The sequence below is a fragment of the Petrimonas sp. genome (genome assembly GCF_963921705.1).
In the GTDB taxonomy this organism is placed as follows: domain Bacteria; phylum Bacteroidota; class Bacteroidia; order Bacteroidales; family Dysgonomonadaceae; genus Petrimonas; species Petrimonas sulfuriphila.
This window is the reverse complement of the sequence record NZ_OY997410.1, coordinates 3,202,732-3,217,174: the sequence shown is the minus strand read 5'-3', so window position 1 is coordinate 3,217,174 and position 14,443 is coordinate 3,202,732. Positions and strand designations below refer to the sequence as shown.

Here is a 14,443-nt window from a genome sequence, read left to right as displayed (position 1 = left end):
TTTATCTTTTTAGATGTTATTATCTACTAAAAGAAGACAGAAAAAAGTCGTCTCATAGTTTATTATGAGACGGCCTCTTTTTGCGTGCCTGTAAATAAACGTGGACAACGCTCCAGATCTATCCTCCTTGATAGACAAAGGCAATTGCCTATTCGTTTTTCTTCGCCAGCATGTTAATGCATTTCGGTTCCGCAGGTACCCAGTCCCCCCCTGTAGTAGTTGAACTGGACGTTGGGGTGGTCTGCCAGCAGCGACATGGGCACGGCGGAGTCAATAATCTTTTTCCCGATCATCAATGCGGTCAGCCTCTGTCCAAACGGATTGTCATGTACTCCCGCCTGCCAGATCGATACCTTTTCGGCCTGCCAGGTTTGTACGGGGCCCACCGTCAAGGCCTGCGAGGGGATTCCCGTAACAACACCGCCGGCACTGGTCCTCGCGTTTTGCATACAGGTAATGGGATGCAGGTCGACAACACGGGTGGTCAGTTTCTTGTACTCTTCCAGCGAGGGAGGGTTGTCCTTGTATTTCCCTTCTCTTTTCACCGGATCATTAAAGGCCCAATGTTTCGTGTCACCCTGTCCGCCCTGCATTACCGCACATCGTACGCCCGTGTTCCAACTCCCGATGTATTTCGAGGTGTCGGCTTCGGGATAGTGTATGTTTTCCTCCGGCATGCGCAGTTTTTTATTCATTCTGTGAAACATCAGCTCATTGTTCGCCCTTTCGAACGAGATGGGGCTCTCGACGCCGATCTCCTTCCCGTCCACGTACCATTCATCCATACCCCAGAAATGGGCATTTGACAGATCCAGTTCCAGCTCGTTCACCAGCCGGGCCACCAGCGGGAGCTGTTCGGTTGGTCCTATGGGGCCGCAGACCCCGACGGGTTCACTTGCCGTAGCTTGTTTCCATGCTGTAATGTATTCAAGCGCCTCGGCCAGGTAGAAGTCCTCCAGCGTGTCGTAGAAAACAACCTTGAATCCGGGCCTTGAAAGGGCCAGCATATCTTCGGGGGTCAACCTGGCGGCATCGCCCAGAATCTCGTCTTCCAGTGTTGTGAAATCCCACCAGTCCGGGGCCAGCATACTTATTTTTCGTGACATAGTTTAAATTATTTAATTTGGGTGTTTTACTTGATAATGATATTCTCTTCCAGGATCCCGGCAAGCACGTTTCCCTGCTGGAACCCGTGCCCCAGGTGTTGCCGGAAACCTTCCGCGTACTTGCGGTTCACCTCTTTTCCCCTTACCTCCGCAAAGTGTTTCATGGAAAGGATGTACTCGTCCACCTTGTGGTGTTCAAGCAGCCAGTCCCGCTGGCTTGCATGGGCTTTCAACATCTCCTCCTTAACCGGCATCTCTCCCGTTATGTCCACATACATCGAGGGGGCGACGGCATGTCCGAACTTGTCCTTTCCATCCATGGCGTCCGCGTAATAGAGGTAGGGTGACGGCTCGAAGGGCGCTTCATCAACTTCCATGTTTTTTATGCCACAACAGAAGCAGGCCGTCTGAACAATCCTTGCGGTCGTCTCGTGATCCACCATGTAGTCCGTCGGGCTGGCGGTAATAACTATCGAGGGCCGGATCTTTCTCAACACGGCGGTTGTCCTGTTTATCGCTTCCCTATCGTAGATTATGTACACATCTTCGAGCCCCACGCAATGGTAGGTTGCCCCGATAATCTGCGCGGATCTGCGTGCCTCGCCGGTCCTTATCCGGGAAATTTCCTCCCGGGTGTGTACCGCAGAGCCTTTATCACCGGGAGTCATGGTGACAATATGAACCTCCCAGCCCCTGTTTCTAAACAGGGACAATGTCCCGGCACACATGAATTCCGCATCGTCCGGATGCGCTAAAATGGCAACAATTCTTTTTTCCAGATCCATCCTGTTATTTCATTTAAGATTATTTTCCTCGGCGGATTTATCAGCGGCGAAAATCAGTTCGTGTGTTTTCATGGCATCCGCCAAGCTGGTTAAAGGCATCTCCCTGCCTTCGTCCATTGCTTTAAAAAATGCTTCAAACTGATGCAGGTATGGGTGATCGGACACATCGCCCGAATCAAGCAGCTTCATGGATAAATCACTCCATTTATTCTTGTTTAACTCTTTGATTTTCGTAGAATAAAATTTATTATCCAAAAGGCTCCCTTCACTTCCTACCAAATGGAAATGGAAATAATAGGGCTGCAGACAATCAATAACCGAGGCAACTTTTCCTACAGCACCGTTTTTGAATTTTATGATCGAAACGGAGCTGGTGGGATATTCATATTTGGCAAAATCGGCATGGGAAGAGCCGGTCGAGTAGCTATGAACCGCATCAACTTCACTGTCGATACAGTACAAGAGGGCATCCATGGCATGACACCCTGCCGACAACAAGCTACTTCCCGCTTCCTCTTTTTTAATATTCCACCGGTACTGCCCGTAAGATGGCCCGATACCGTGGTAATAATCAACTTCCGCATAATGAATTTTCCCCAATAATCCTTGTTCTATAAGTGACTTTACAGTTTGTAATTGACCGGAAAAACGGCACTCGAAGCAGACGCATGTCTTTACGCCAGCTTCCTTCACAGCCTTCTCCAGGGCCAGACAATCTTCCCACGTGAGGGCTATCGGTTTCTCAATGATCAGGTTTTTGCCGGCCCGGGCTGCCATAATGGCCTGCTTAGCGTGGAGGGCAGGATAACTGCATATGGACACCACATGTATATCGGGATTGGCAATCATTTCCGAATAATCCTCGTAACACCTGATGTTCCCTCCGTGCCTGGCGCTGATTTCCTTCGAATCCAGTCCCCGCGAAGAACAGATCGCAGTAACCTGTGCAAGAGAGGTCCTATTAATTGCGTCTATGTGGGCGCCTGCAGCCCAACTGTAACCAACGATTCCTACGTTATACTTTTTCATAATACGTTGAATTTATATTTATAAATTGTTTTAATTGATTTCATGTATTGTTTTATAATAATTTCAACTATGGCAAACTCACTCATTCTCTTTTGACAAGTCCTGTTAAATTTAAATGCTTTGTTCATTGATATTTCTTGGTTCAGGGAGTAATTATTTTATAAATACTTACGGTGTTTATGTTGAGAATTTCGTAAAAAAAGATTCAACCTTATGATTGCTTTACTACAAGTCATAGGTTAAAGAAAAACCAAGCTTTTTGTCCGAAAAAGTTAAAAAGCTTGCGAAACTGAAAAATTGATTCTATCGCCTTTTTACTAAAGTAAAGAAGCTGTTTGTCTTTGAAAGTATCGTTGAACCATTGTTTCACAGTACGTCGTTTTGTTTGGGAAGGTTCAATTATTTATTGTTGGTTCTGCAAATGTATAAAAAAAGCATAACAAATCAGTAATTTATTGAATTAACTTGCCGGCATAGATTCAGACCGCTATAAACAACAGTAAGGCACAAGGTATTATAACACAATAAGGCCCTGTAAAGCATTTGGCTTTCAGGACTTTATTGTGTTTGTTAAATTCGAAAGGAAATTTACTCTTTGGCCCTTACGTATTCGGTGGCGCTGAGTGCGGCAATTGTGCCGTCACTCACCGCAGTGGTTACCTGCCGGTAGCGTTTGGCAATACTGTCGCCTGCGGCAAAAACGCCGGGGATATTGGTCCTCATTGCTGGATCCACAATGACCTCGTCCCTTTCGTTGATCTCTACCATACCTTTAAATGCGGAGGTATTGGGTTTGTAGCCGATAAAAACAAAAACGCCATCGGTCTCCAATTCGGAGACCGCTTTGGTTTTTAAGTTCTCGATCTGCACCTTTTTCAACGTTCCGTTGCCCATATAGGCACGAAGCTCCGATTCCATCACAAAGCTGATCTTCGGGTTTTGCTTCGCCTCTTCCACTGCATGAGCAAATGCCTGAAAATGGTCAAACTGATGCACTATCGTTACGTGCGATGCAAAGTTGGTTAGGGTTACGGCTTCTTCCAGAGCGGAGTTTCCGCCTCCCACCACAATCAACCGCTTGTCCTGAAAGAAATCGGCATCGCACGTGGCACAATAGGAGATTCCCCGTCCTTCGAACTCCTTTTCACCGGGAATATCCAGCGAGCGGGGTTTTCCTCCGGGGGCCAAGATCACCGATTTCGCCCGGAAGATTCTTCCGTCCTCCAGTTCTACTTCTTTAGTTTCACCCGCTAATTGGTAACGTACAATCTTAACATTTGTCTTGATGGTGCAGCCAAAACTTTTGGCCTGCCTCCTCATAATATCCACCAGTTCGTATCCCTTTATCGTTTCCACGCCAGGATAATTGGCTATTTCATTGGTCAATACCATTTGTCCTCCCGTAACGCCTTCGCTTAAGATCAACGTATCCAGTTTTCCGCGCGAGGCATAGATTCCCGCAGACAATCCGGCCGCTCCGGCTCCCAAGATCATTACGTCGTATATTTTCTCCATACTCTTTCTTTTAAAAGGAAGACCAATCCTTTTGGGGATTGATCTTCATGAAATTAATACAAAAAATAATTATCAGGACAGAAACTGATCCAGATTCGATGTGATTTGCTGCATATTTTGTATGCTGGTGGTTGCCTTGGCTACCTTTCCGCTTTTATAATACATGGTGAAAGGAAGTCCCATAAATCCGCGGCATTCGGGAGCATTTCTTATAACTCCCGATTCCGGGCTGTCAAAAGCCATGGAGTAGAATTTCACTTCAGGGCGTTCTTCTTCCAGTTCTTCCATGATTTCATAAACAGGGATACACATCGGTCCCATACGTCCGCAGCATACCATTACGTTTTCGTTCTCGTTGATAATTTTCTGCAGCTCTTCAGCAGTTTCAATCTCGTGGATGTTAGTTCTTAAATACTTCATAATTATTGTTGATTTTATTGTTATTTTCCGACGACAAAGTTATGGCATAATCGGTTTGAAAACGAAGAATACCGGCTGACATACTCCATGAAAAAAAATGAGCTTTGTCAGTTTTTGGACTGATAAATGTCAGTTATATGAAAAGGTTGTATCTTTGATGGAAAAAGTAAGAAAAATGAACCCATTTCCAGAGAGTGATACAGATAATTGCGAAAAGATGGTAGCTTGTTTTCGCGACTTGAAGCCTGAGGAGCTGACGCTTATCAGTTCCGGTAAAACAGAACTCACCTATCTGGCAGGAGAAACGTTGTTTAAACAGGGCGCATTCTCCACCCATGTCTTGTTGGTAATGGATGGGTTGGTAAAGGTTTACCTACAAGCCGGACGCGATAAGCAGCTGAATCTACAACTGGCAAAACCAGGAGATTTTCTGGCGTTTGCCTCTGTTTTCGGGGAAACGGTACACACTACATCGGCTATAGCGTTGACGGATACACAGGTTTGCATGATTGATAAGGAAAACATGCGTCAATTGTTGATGAACAATGCGGAGTTTGCCATGCGCATTACGTCGCGAAATTTTCGCGATGAGCGTCAATTGTTGACGGTTATCGGTAATATCACGTATAAGCAGATGCGGGGCAAACTGGCTTCGGCACTGTTGTATCTTAGCGGAGATGAATTCTCGGGACAAGAAGTTTTTCCGCACCTTTCCCGGCAGGACATTGCCAATTTTGCTTCCATAGCCACGGAGAGTACCATCAAGTTTCTAAAAGAGTTTGAGCGTGATGGGATTATAGTGCTTGAAGGAAAAGACATCACTATACTTGACCGGTCGGAGTTGGAAAAAACAGAGCGGTTGGGTTAACAAAAGGTTCACTTTCAAAAATTATCCAGGCTTTCCAAACGATCCGCCAATGATATCCAACAGCTCGTTAGTAATGGATTGCTGGCGTAGTTTATTGTATTGGAGTGTGAGTTCGTCCAGCAGATCATCGGCATTGTCGGTGGCGGTTTGCATGGCGATAGTACGTGCGGCATGTTCCGATGATACTGAATCTGCGTGAATAGTGTATAGTTTCAATTTCAGTACTTTAGGGATGAGCTGGTCCATGATGGTTTGTGGATCAGGCTCAACGATATAATCGGGCTGGGGAATTTTCCATCTTTCATCTTCTGTCATCAGGGTAATGGGTAAAAATGTTTCCCGTAACAGTTCCTGTGTTCCTTTGCTTTTGTAGTGATGATAAATTAACTCCACTTTATCGATCTTCTTGTTTAAAAAAAGTTCCATCAGATCCGAGGCCAGTTGCCGCGTTGCTTCATACGAGGGCTTGTCGGCGATGTGGCAAAAATTATTTGGAGTCTCAAACCCCAATTTCCGGGCTGCTTCATACACTTTATCACCAATGGCATAAATGTGGATATTCTCTTTTCCTAGAGGGAGATATTCGTTTACCGTAACCTTCAGTTGGGAGATTACATTTTCATTGAATCTGCCGGCAAGGCTTGTGTTGGACGAAAACAGGATAAGTGCCACCCGCTTTATCTGACGTCGTTCTGCAAATGGGGAAACCAGGTTATCTTGTGAGTTCACAAAAAGCTCCATCAATTGTTGCAGTTTCTGTTGGTACGGATACAGGTTTTCTATGATTTTCTGTATTTTCCGTAATTTGGAAGAAGCGATCATCATCATGGCCGACGTGATTTTTCGTGTCGACCGCACCGACTGTATCCGTGTTTTTATTTCCTTTAACGAAGGCATTGGCTACAACTGTTTCTTGGTGTCGGCAGCAACGGTTTCCAGAATGTTAGTGACAACATCGTTGAGAACACCTTTTTTCAACTCATCCAGTACGTCTGTCCGGTGGTTAAGCTCAAGAATCTGGAGAAATTTTTTTTCAAATTCGGAAACTTTTTCCAACGGAACATCGGTTAACAGTCCTTTTGTCCCGCAGTAGAGGATAGCGATTTGCTTTTCTACACTCAGGGGTTGATGGGGCGACTGTATGAGGAGTTGCTCGTTTTTTTGCCCTTTATCGATGGTCATTGCTGTCACTTTGTCCATGTCGCCACCGAATTTGGTGAATGCTTGCAGCTCCTGGTATTGAGCCTGATCGATTTTGAGCGTTCCTGCTACTTTTTTCATCGACTTAATTTGAGCGTTTCCGCCTACGCGCGACACCGAGATCCCTACGTTTATGGCCGGGCGCTTGCCGTTGTTGAACAAATCGGTCTCAAGAAAAATTTGTCCGTCTGTAATGGAAATCACGTTCGTGGGAATATATGCCGATACGTCTCCCGCCTGTGTTTCTATGATGGGAAGAGCGGTAAGGGAACCGCCACCTTTTACTTTTCCTCTCAGACTTTCGGGAAGGTCGTTCATCTGAACGGCCATCTCCTCCTGCGAGATAATCCGTGCCGCACGCTCCAGCAGTCGCGAGTGCAGGTAGAAGATATCTCCCGGATAGGCCTCCCGTCCCGAAGGACGGCGAAGAATCAGCGATACTTCCCGATAGGCTACGGCCTGCTTGGAAAGGTCATCGAATACTACCAGGGCATTTCGTCCCGTATCGCGGAAATACTCGCCTATGGCAGTTCCGGTAAAAGGAGCATAGTACCTCATTGCTGCAGGATCGGCTCCGTTGGCGGCAACAACAACGGTATAATCCATTGCTCCGTATTCCTTGAGTGTTTGTACGGCAGCAGCCACCGTTGAACCCTTTTGTCCAATAGCTACATAGATGCAGTACACCGGATCCCCAGTTTCGAAATTACTGCGCTGGTTAATGATGGTATCGATGGCGATGCTGGTTTTTCCAGTTTGCCGGTCGCCAATGATAAGCTCGCGTTGTCCGCGGCCGATAGGAATCATGGAATCCACAGCTTTCAGTCCCGTTTGCAGAGGAGTATTTACGGGTTGTCGGAAAACTACCCCGGGGGCTTTGCGCTCCAGTGGCATTTCATAAACCTCGCCGGTTATTTTTCCCAACCCATCGATGGGCTCCCCTATCGTGTTTATGACACGTCCCAGCATTCCTTCTCCCACAAAGACTGAGGCTACCCGTTTGGTGCGTTTCACGGTTGTTCCTTCTTTGATTTCTATCGAAGGCCCCAACAGGACGGCACCGACGTTGTCTTCTTCAAGATTCATCACGATGGCATCCACACCGTTGTCGAAACGGAGCAGTTCGTTAGCTTCGGCATTTCGCAGTCCGTAAATCCGGACAACACCGTCGCTCACCTGCATCACAACGCCGGTTTCGTCGAATCGAACATCGGTGTCTATCGCCTGCAACTGCATGCGTAACACTTCCGATACTTCGCTCGTTCTTATTATATTGTTAGACATGTTTTTATTATCAGACGATTTTTCTATTCACTTCTTTCAATTCGCTCTTTATCCGGAGTAGTTGTCCCGATACGCTTGTATCCAATCGATTATCGCCTATTTGAAGTATAAAACCTCCCAAAATGGATGCGTCTGTCAGTCGTTCCAATTCTAATGTTTCACCCGTTTTGCTTTCTATAAACGACTTTAATCGGTTGTACGTGGGTTTATCAACCTTAGTGGCCGTGATAAGCGTTCCGCTTAAGATGTTGAATTTTTTCCGGTATAATTCCAAAAAGCGCAAGGCTATATATTGCAGCCGCTCTTCCCTTTTATTTTTGAGCAACAGATCGATAAACTGTTCCAACGGTTTAGAGATACTTTCCCCTGAAGCAGTATGAATCAGTTTTCTTTTTTCCGGTATACTTATGGCTGGATTTGCCAAGGCTTCCCGGAAGTTGCTCACCTCCGAATACATATGTAGAAGTGTTTTGATTTCTGAATACACTCTTTCCTGCAGGTTTTGTTCTACGGCAAAATCCAGCAAAGCAGTAGCGTATCGGGTGGAAATAAGTCCGGTGTTCATTAAGGAAAGAATTACGATTTTGAAATAATTACTTCGTCCATTAGCCGGTTTATCATTTTCGATTGTTCTTCCTCTGAGTTCAGTTTCTCCCGAAGTATCTTTTCGGCCACACTCACTGAAAGGGATGCTATCTCGCCACGGATGGCCCGTACTGCGCTTTCTTTCTCAATTTCAATCTGTTTTTGAGCATCTGTGATGATTTTATCGGCTTCTATACGGGCACGCTCTTTGGCTTCTTCAAGTATCCGGTCACGCGATTGTGCTGCAGCCTCCAGTATTTTTGCTTGTTCCAGGCGGGTTTGTTCCAGAATTGTCTGGCTGTTCTCTTTCACCTTGTCCAGCTCTTCATGCGCCTGTTTAGCTGCCAACAACGCGTTGTCGATATACCCTTTCCGTTTGTTCACCATCTGTAGGATTACGGGAAATCCATATTTCATCAGAATGAATGCAACCATTCCAAACGAGAGCGACATCCAGAACACAAGTCCCGGTTCGGGGGTCAATAGGGACATACCGGTGCTATTTTATCAGGATAAATCCACAGACTACGACGGCAAACAGGGCTACTCCCTCTATAAGGGCAGCTGAAATAATCATGTTCATGCGGATATCTCCTGCCGCTTCCGGTTGCCTGGCAATCCCTTCCATGGCGGATGTGCCGATTTTCCCGATTCCCCATCCGGCGGCCAGAACAGCGATGCCAACACCTAAGGCTGCACCAAAAACATCCAGGCCTGAGCCCGTAGCTTGTAATAAAATTGAAAGTAGTTCCATAGTTTTTTAATCAGTTTATTTGTTTATTGTCTTGTATTTTGTTTCAACAAGTTCTTTTTCTTTCTGATGCGATTCTACGCGTGCCATCCCGATAAAGACGGCAGACAGCATCGTGAACACATACGCCTGTATAAAGGCTACCAGCAACTCCACCAGCATGATAAACACAGTGAAGATAACCGATAATGCCGTCATGGACGCGTTTATGGTTGCACCCATGCTTGCCGTTACAAAAACAATGGCCGTCAACCCCATCACGGTGGAGTGTCCGCCGGTAATATTGGCAAAAAGACGGATCATTAGCGCGAAAGGCTTGGTAAAAACCCCAACCAGTTCGATAACGGGCATCAACGGAACTGGAACTTTCAGCCATTTTGGTACATCGGGCCAGAAAATTTCCTTGTAATATTCTTTTGTTCCGGTAAGATTGACAACAAGCAGGGTTGAAATGGCCAAAACCATCGTTACAGCTATGTTTCCGGTGACGTTTGCCCCACCCGGAAAAACAGGGACAAGCCCCAGGAGGTTGTTCAGAAAAATAAAGAAAAACACCGTGAGCAGAAATGGAGCGTACCGAGCATGGTCTTTACCGACGGCAGGTTTTATAACATCATCATGGATGGACATAATAAACATCTCCATCAAACCGATAAATCCTTTTTTCCCTTCCATCGGATTGCGTCTCAGTGAACGGGCAACGCTCATTACGAGAATAATCAGCAAAATGGATGAAAAGATAAGCGATGCAGCATTCTTGGTCAGCGAAAGGTCAAACGGCCTTATCTCGGCTCCGGAAGCATCTCTTTCCACAATTTTTCCTTTGTATTTTCCTTTGTGGGTAACGTAGAATCCGTTAAATGAATTTTCATCATTATGTAATTTCGACGAAAGGAACAGGTGCCATCCGCTTGTCTTACTGTGAAGAATGACCGGAAGCGGAACGGTGATGTGTCCGTTATCCCAGCCGGTAATTTTCCATTCGTATGTGTCTGCCAGATGTTCAAGAATCATTTCTTTCACATTCAATTCTTCGGCTTGTGGGTCCGGACTAGATTCCGGTGAGGCCGAAAGGGGCAGAGCCATTAAAAACAGTCCACACACCCACATCCATATGTGAAACGGGTACTTCATCGATCTTCCAGGTATTTCTTTTTAACCGGATTATTTTTCTTTTGTTCTTCTTTCAGATACATTTCTATTTTCATATAGATATAGGTTTCTATTCCGAGATAGATCAGGTAAAAAATAATAAAAATAATGGCGAAACTGCGTATTTGCTCTTTGTCCAGGAACCAGTAAAGAGTGATGATTATCACTCCAATAAATACTTTTATCACCCGCAACAGCATGTACATATTCACTATTTCCTTGGGATTTTCTTTAGGCATTTTCATCATAATGAAAATAAATACTAATCCGGTTATGTAGAAGAAAAGCGGAAGCACAAAGTACGCATCAATTAATGTGTCGGGGGAAAATATTTTTAATATATACCATACTCCGAACCCTGCTGCAAACAACATAACCGTGTGAACGATGAGAAAATGCCTGACTAATCTCTTCATAATTCTTTGATAATTGATTCCAAACAAACCGTTACCTTATTATTGTTCTTTTCCACAAAACCATCTTCGACAAGCAATTCGATCAGTTCGTTCTGGTGGGTTACAAACGAAAGTCTTCCTTTCACCAGTGATGAAATAATGGATGCATGATTTTCCAGTATCTGAAATGAACCCGATGCGCCGGGGAGTGTGACGGAGCTGACACTGCCGGTGAAAATCATTTTTTCGGGAGAGATAATTTCTAATTGCATGATCGAAGAATGTAAATTACTCTTACAGCTGTGATTGATCCATTAATTTTTTCCCTTTTTCGATGGCTTCATCGATGGTGCCCACATTCAGGAAAGCCATTTCAGGATACGAGTCAAGTTCGCCGTTGAGGATCATAGTAAATCCCCGGATAGTCTCATCAATGGGAACCATTACTCCGGGTTGTCCCGTGTATTGTGCTGCCATGAAGAAAGGTTGGGAGAGGAAGCGCTGCACTTTCCGGGCACGGTTTACTGTAATCCGGTCTTCATCCGAAAGTTCTTCCATCCCCAGGATGGAGATAATGTCCTGAAGTTCCTTGTAACGTTGCAGAAGTTGTTTTACGCGCATGGCCGTGTTGTAGTGATTCTCTCCCACGATAAGCGGATCCAGGATACGCGAAGATGACTCCAGAGGATCAACAGCCGGATAGATGCCAAGCGACGAAATCTTACGGCTCAGCACGGTGGTGGCATCCAGGTATGAGAAAGTGGTTGCCGGAGCCGGATCGGTAAGGTCATCCGCCGGAACATATACAGCCTGTACCGACGTGATAGAGCCCTGTTTGGTAGATGTGATACGTTCTTGCAGCAGGCCCATTTCTGTTGCCAGTGTAGGTTGATAGCCTACTGCTGAAGGCATTCGTCCGAGTAGGGCTGAAACTTCAGAACCGGCCTGCACAAACCGGAAGATATTGTCGATGAAAAGGAGGATGTCGTTGCCTTCACCCGATTGGTCACGAAACGATTCGGCAATACTGAGTCCCGACAGCGCTACCGATGCCCGGGCACCGGGAGGTTCGTTCATCTGTCCGAAAACCAATGTGGCTTGTGACTTCCTTAGTTCGTTGTAATCTACTTTGCTCAAATCCCAATTCCCTTCGTCCATGCTTTTTTTAAACTCTTCGCCGTAACGGATCACCCCCGAATCGATCATTTCGCGCAAAAGATCATTCCCTTCGCGCGTGCGTTCTCCCACCCCGGCAAAAATGGAATATCCGCTGTAACCTTTGGCAATGTTGTTGATCAACTCCATGATCAGCACGGTTTTGCCAACACCAGCTCCGCCGAAAAGTCCTATCTTCCCGCCTTTCAGATACGGTTGAAGCAGGTCAATTACTTTTATTCCTGTGGAGAGAATTTCCTGATTTGTAGTCAGGTCTTCGAACTTGGGAGAAGGACGGTGAATGGGGTAAGCTCCGGAGTGGTCGAGCGGTTTCAATTCATCTATAGTTTCACCTATCACGTTCATCAGACGCCCTTTCACCTGCTCTCCTACAGGCATGCTAATCGGTTGTCCCAATGCTTTCACTTCTGTCCCGCGCCGTAATCCGTCTGTGGTATCCATGGCCACGGTACGGACCGTAAACTCGCCAATGTGCTGTTGTACTTCCAGTATTAATTTCTGTCCGTTGTCTCTGGTGACGGAAAGTGCGTCTTGAAGTGCGGGGAGCTGCAACTCTTTTGATTTTTTCAGATCGAAGTATACGTCAACTACTGGCCCGATAATTTGTGATATATATCCAATAAGATGAGTCATAATGTATAAATAAAGAGGGGAAACCTAATTTTACAAATATACAAAATATATCCGACAAAACCTTTTTTAATTCATAGCAACGGTAATTGCCTTGTGTACCAACTGCGTTGATTGCTTATTTATTTGTACGTTGTTGCCCGTTAGCAACAAAACGGATGCACTTGTGGATTATTTAGTTTGTTAATCCGGATTGCGTCTTAAAAGAGCCAAGAGAGAAGCAGACATTTTCCCGATGTTCTCTGTCAGGTTAAACTTGAATTTATTGAACTTCCAATTAAACATGTGCAGTTTAAAAGTAGCTAATGCTATCATCGTTAAATCGCTTGATGCAACGGACTGAATAAAGGTTCCTTGTTTTTGGCCTTCTTGGAGAATTTGCTCCAGATGGCTACTTGTAAGGGTCATTAAACCAGATATTTCGTTATTTATCTTATCACTTTCGTCCATTAATCCTTCCGAAAATACCGTAACCACGAAATATGGATTTTCTTTAAAATAGAGGCTAAGTCTAGTGAAGAATATTACAAAATCTTTTTCTACATCGCCGGTTTTTGTCAGGTTACTTAATATTTTGCTGATATTGGTTTTTAAATATTTAAGCATCATAATAATAATCTCTTCTTTGCTCGAAAAATGCCTGTAAATAGCGCCTTCAGAGAACTGCATTTCTTTTGCGAGATTTTTAATCGTTAGCCCGTTAGCTCCCGAAGCAGTAAGAATTTTTCCGGTTGCTTCAATAATTTCCAGTTGTCTTGGCGTAATTTCCATTGTAATAATTATTTGACGGTAAAAGAGAACATGATTACAAAGATAGATCTTATTTACGATTACCGGTTTTATTTTTAATTGAAATAAGGGGGTAAACACCGTGCGTGACCATTCATCCTAAGTATAAATATACTTGAATAGCTAAAAATTGTACCTTTACCGTAGGAAAAATTATTTTCCGGTGTCTTATATCTTATTGAATGCTGAAACAAGTAAATGTCTGACGAACAACTCATACACGAAATACTATCGGGCAATACTTCTGCCTTTAAAATGCTGGTGGAGAAATACCAATTACGGGTATTTCGCACCGTTTTAGGGTTCGTTCATTCTAAAGAAGATGCCGAGGATATCACCCAGGATATTTTTATGAAAGCGTATCAGTCGCTCGTGTTCTTTAAAGGTGAATCGGAATTTACTACATGGCTCTACAGGATTACCGCGAATATGAGCATCAATTTCGTCAATCGAAATCGAAAAAACCGGTTCTTGCAATCCCTCGAAGATATTTTTTACAAGCCAAGCGGTGAAAAAACGCCATTGGAACAACTGGAAGAGTCGGAACGCGACCAGCGTATCCGTAAAGCAATCGATTCGTTGCCTGAAAAGCAACGAACGGCTTTTGTCTTAAGTAAATACGAAGAACTGCCTCAGAAAACGATTGCTTCTGTAATGAATATATCGGAAGGTGCCGTTGAGCAACTTTTGCAACGGGCAAAAAACAATTTGCAAAAAAAATTAAGCACACATCCGTAGGAAATTAAATGTCATCGTGT

At 44.8% G+C, this 14,443-nt stretch carries 17 protein-coding genes; 2 read left to right on the top strand and 15 right to left on the bottom strand.

From position 1 onward, the window contains the following. Nucleotides 1–173: 173 nt before the first annotated feature. The 5 genes from AACM02_RS13495 to AACM02_RS13475 form a co-directional block, all read right to left on the bottom strand. Nucleotides 174–1,106 (bottom strand): hypothetical protein, encoded by a 933-nt coding sequence (locus tag AACM02_RS13495; protein WP_339117254.1) that lies wholly within the window; start codon nucleotides 1,104–1,106, stop codon nucleotides 174–176. Nucleotides 1,107–1,132: 26 nt separating this feature from the next. Further along, nucleotides 1,133–1,891: a PIG-L deacetylase family protein gene (locus AACM02_RS13490; RefSeq protein ID WP_214062142.1), complete on the bottom strand. Its 759-nt coding sequence runs from the start codon at nucleotides 1,889–1,891 to the stop codon at nucleotides 1,133–1,135. Between the two features lie 9 nt (nucleotides 1,892–1,900). Next, nucleotides 1,901–2,920 (bottom strand): Gfo/Idh/MocA family oxidoreductase, encoded by a 1,020-nt coding sequence (locus AACM02_RS13485; protein WP_339117253.1) that lies wholly within the window; start codon nucleotides 2,918–2,920, stop codon nucleotides 1,901–1,903. 588 nt (nucleotides 2,921–3,508) lie between these two features. Continuing rightward, nucleotides 3,509–4,435, bottom strand: a complete 927-nt coding sequence (gene trxB / locus AACM02_RS13480) for a thioredoxin-disulfide reductase (RefSeq protein WP_286849178.1) — start codon at nucleotides 4,433–4,435, stop codon at nucleotides 3,509–3,511. A 72-nt stretch (nucleotides 4,436–4,507) separates the two neighbouring features. After that, complete coding sequence (locus AACM02_RS13475; RefSeq protein WP_339117252.1) at nucleotides 4,508–4,855, bottom strand: thioredoxin; 348 nt, start codon at nucleotides 4,853–4,855, stop codon at nucleotides 4,508–4,510. Between the two features lie 175 nt (nucleotides 4,856–5,030). On the opposite strand from AACM02_RS13475, the gene AACM02_RS13470 reads away from it, so the two are divergent. Continuing rightward, nucleotides 5,031–5,723 (top strand): Crp/Fnr family transcriptional regulator, encoded by a 693-nt coding sequence (locus tag AACM02_RS13470; RefSeq protein ID WP_214061888.1) that lies wholly within the window; start codon nucleotides 5,031–5,033, stop codon nucleotides 5,721–5,723. Nucleotides 5,724–5,744: 21 nt separating this feature from the next. Here AACM02_RS13470 and AACM02_RS13465 read toward each other — a convergent pair whose 3' ends face one another. The 10 genes from AACM02_RS13465 to AACM02_RS13420 all read right to left on the bottom strand — a co-directional run bounded on the left by AACM02_RS13465 (nucleotide 5,745) and on the right by AACM02_RS13420 (nucleotide 13,667). Beyond that, on the bottom strand, nucleotides 5,745–6,620 hold the full coding sequence (locus AACM02_RS13465) for a F0F1 ATP synthase subunit gamma (RefSeq protein ID WP_339117251.1): 876 nt from the start codon (nucleotides 6,618–6,620) through the stop codon (nucleotides 5,745–5,747). Between the two features lie 3 nt (nucleotides 6,621–6,623). Beyond that, complete coding sequence (atpA, locus tag AACM02_RS13460) at nucleotides 6,624–8,207, bottom strand: F0F1 ATP synthase subunit alpha (RefSeq protein ID WP_339117250.1); 1,584 nt, start codon at nucleotides 8,205–8,207, stop codon at nucleotides 6,624–6,626. 10 nt (nucleotides 8,208–8,217) lie between these two features. Further along, complete coding sequence (locus AACM02_RS13455) at nucleotides 8,218–8,772, bottom strand: F0F1 ATP synthase subunit delta (RefSeq protein WP_286855943.1); 555 nt, start codon at nucleotides 8,770–8,772, stop codon at nucleotides 8,218–8,220. Nucleotides 8,773–8,783: 11 nt separating this feature from the next. Further along, nucleotides 8,784–9,284, bottom strand: coding sequence for a F0F1 ATP synthase subunit B (gene atpF, locus AACM02_RS13450; RefSeq protein ID WP_286849186.1), 501 nt, complete (start codon nucleotides 9,282–9,284; stop codon nucleotides 8,784–8,786). A gap of 7 nt (nucleotides 9,285–9,291) precedes the next feature. Continuing rightward, nucleotides 9,292–9,546 (bottom strand): ATP synthase F0 subunit C, encoded by a 255-nt coding sequence (atpE, locus tag AACM02_RS13445; RefSeq protein ID WP_214061893.1) that lies wholly within the window; start codon nucleotides 9,544–9,546, stop codon nucleotides 9,292–9,294. A 15-nt stretch (nucleotides 9,547–9,561) separates the two neighbouring features. Continuing rightward, entirely contained in the window at nucleotides 9,562–10,677 is a 1,116-nt protein-coding gene (gene atpB, locus AACM02_RS13440) for a F0F1 ATP synthase subunit A (RefSeq protein WP_339117249.1), read from the bottom strand. Continuing rightward, on the bottom strand, nucleotides 10,674–11,111 hold the full coding sequence (locus AACM02_RS13435) for a hypothetical protein (protein ID WP_339117248.1): 438 nt from the start codon (nucleotides 11,109–11,111) through the stop codon (nucleotides 10,674–10,676). Before AACM02_RS13435 ends, atpB begins: the two co-directional genes overlap by 4 nt. Beyond that, nucleotides 11,108–11,362 (bottom strand): ATP synthase F1 subunit epsilon, encoded by a 255-nt coding sequence (gene atpC, locus AACM02_RS13430; protein ID WP_214061896.1) that lies wholly within the window; start codon nucleotides 11,360–11,362, stop codon nucleotides 11,108–11,110. Before atpC ends, AACM02_RS13435 begins: the two co-directional genes overlap by 4 nt. Before the next feature lie 22 nt (nucleotides 11,363–11,384). Continuing rightward, nucleotides 11,385–12,899 carry a F0F1 ATP synthase subunit beta gene (gene atpD / locus AACM02_RS13425; protein WP_286849195.1) on the bottom strand — a complete coding sequence of 505 codons (1,515 nt, stop codon included), beginning with the start codon at nucleotides 12,897–12,899 and terminating at the stop codon, nucleotides 11,385–11,387. A 180-nt stretch (nucleotides 12,900–13,079) separates the two neighbouring features. Continuing rightward, complete coding sequence (locus tag AACM02_RS13420; protein ID WP_339117247.1) at nucleotides 13,080–13,667, bottom strand: TetR/AcrR family transcriptional regulator; 588 nt, start codon at nucleotides 13,665–13,667, stop codon at nucleotides 13,080–13,082. 216 nt (nucleotides 13,668–13,883) lie between these two features. On the opposite strand from AACM02_RS13420, the gene AACM02_RS13415 reads away from it, so the two are divergent. Further along, nucleotides 13,884–14,423, top strand: coding sequence for an RNA polymerase sigma factor (locus tag AACM02_RS13415; RefSeq protein ID WP_332456758.1), 540 nt, complete (start codon nucleotides 13,884–13,886; stop codon nucleotides 14,421–14,423). The last annotated feature ends 20 nt before the right edge of the window (nucleotides 14,424–14,443 follow it).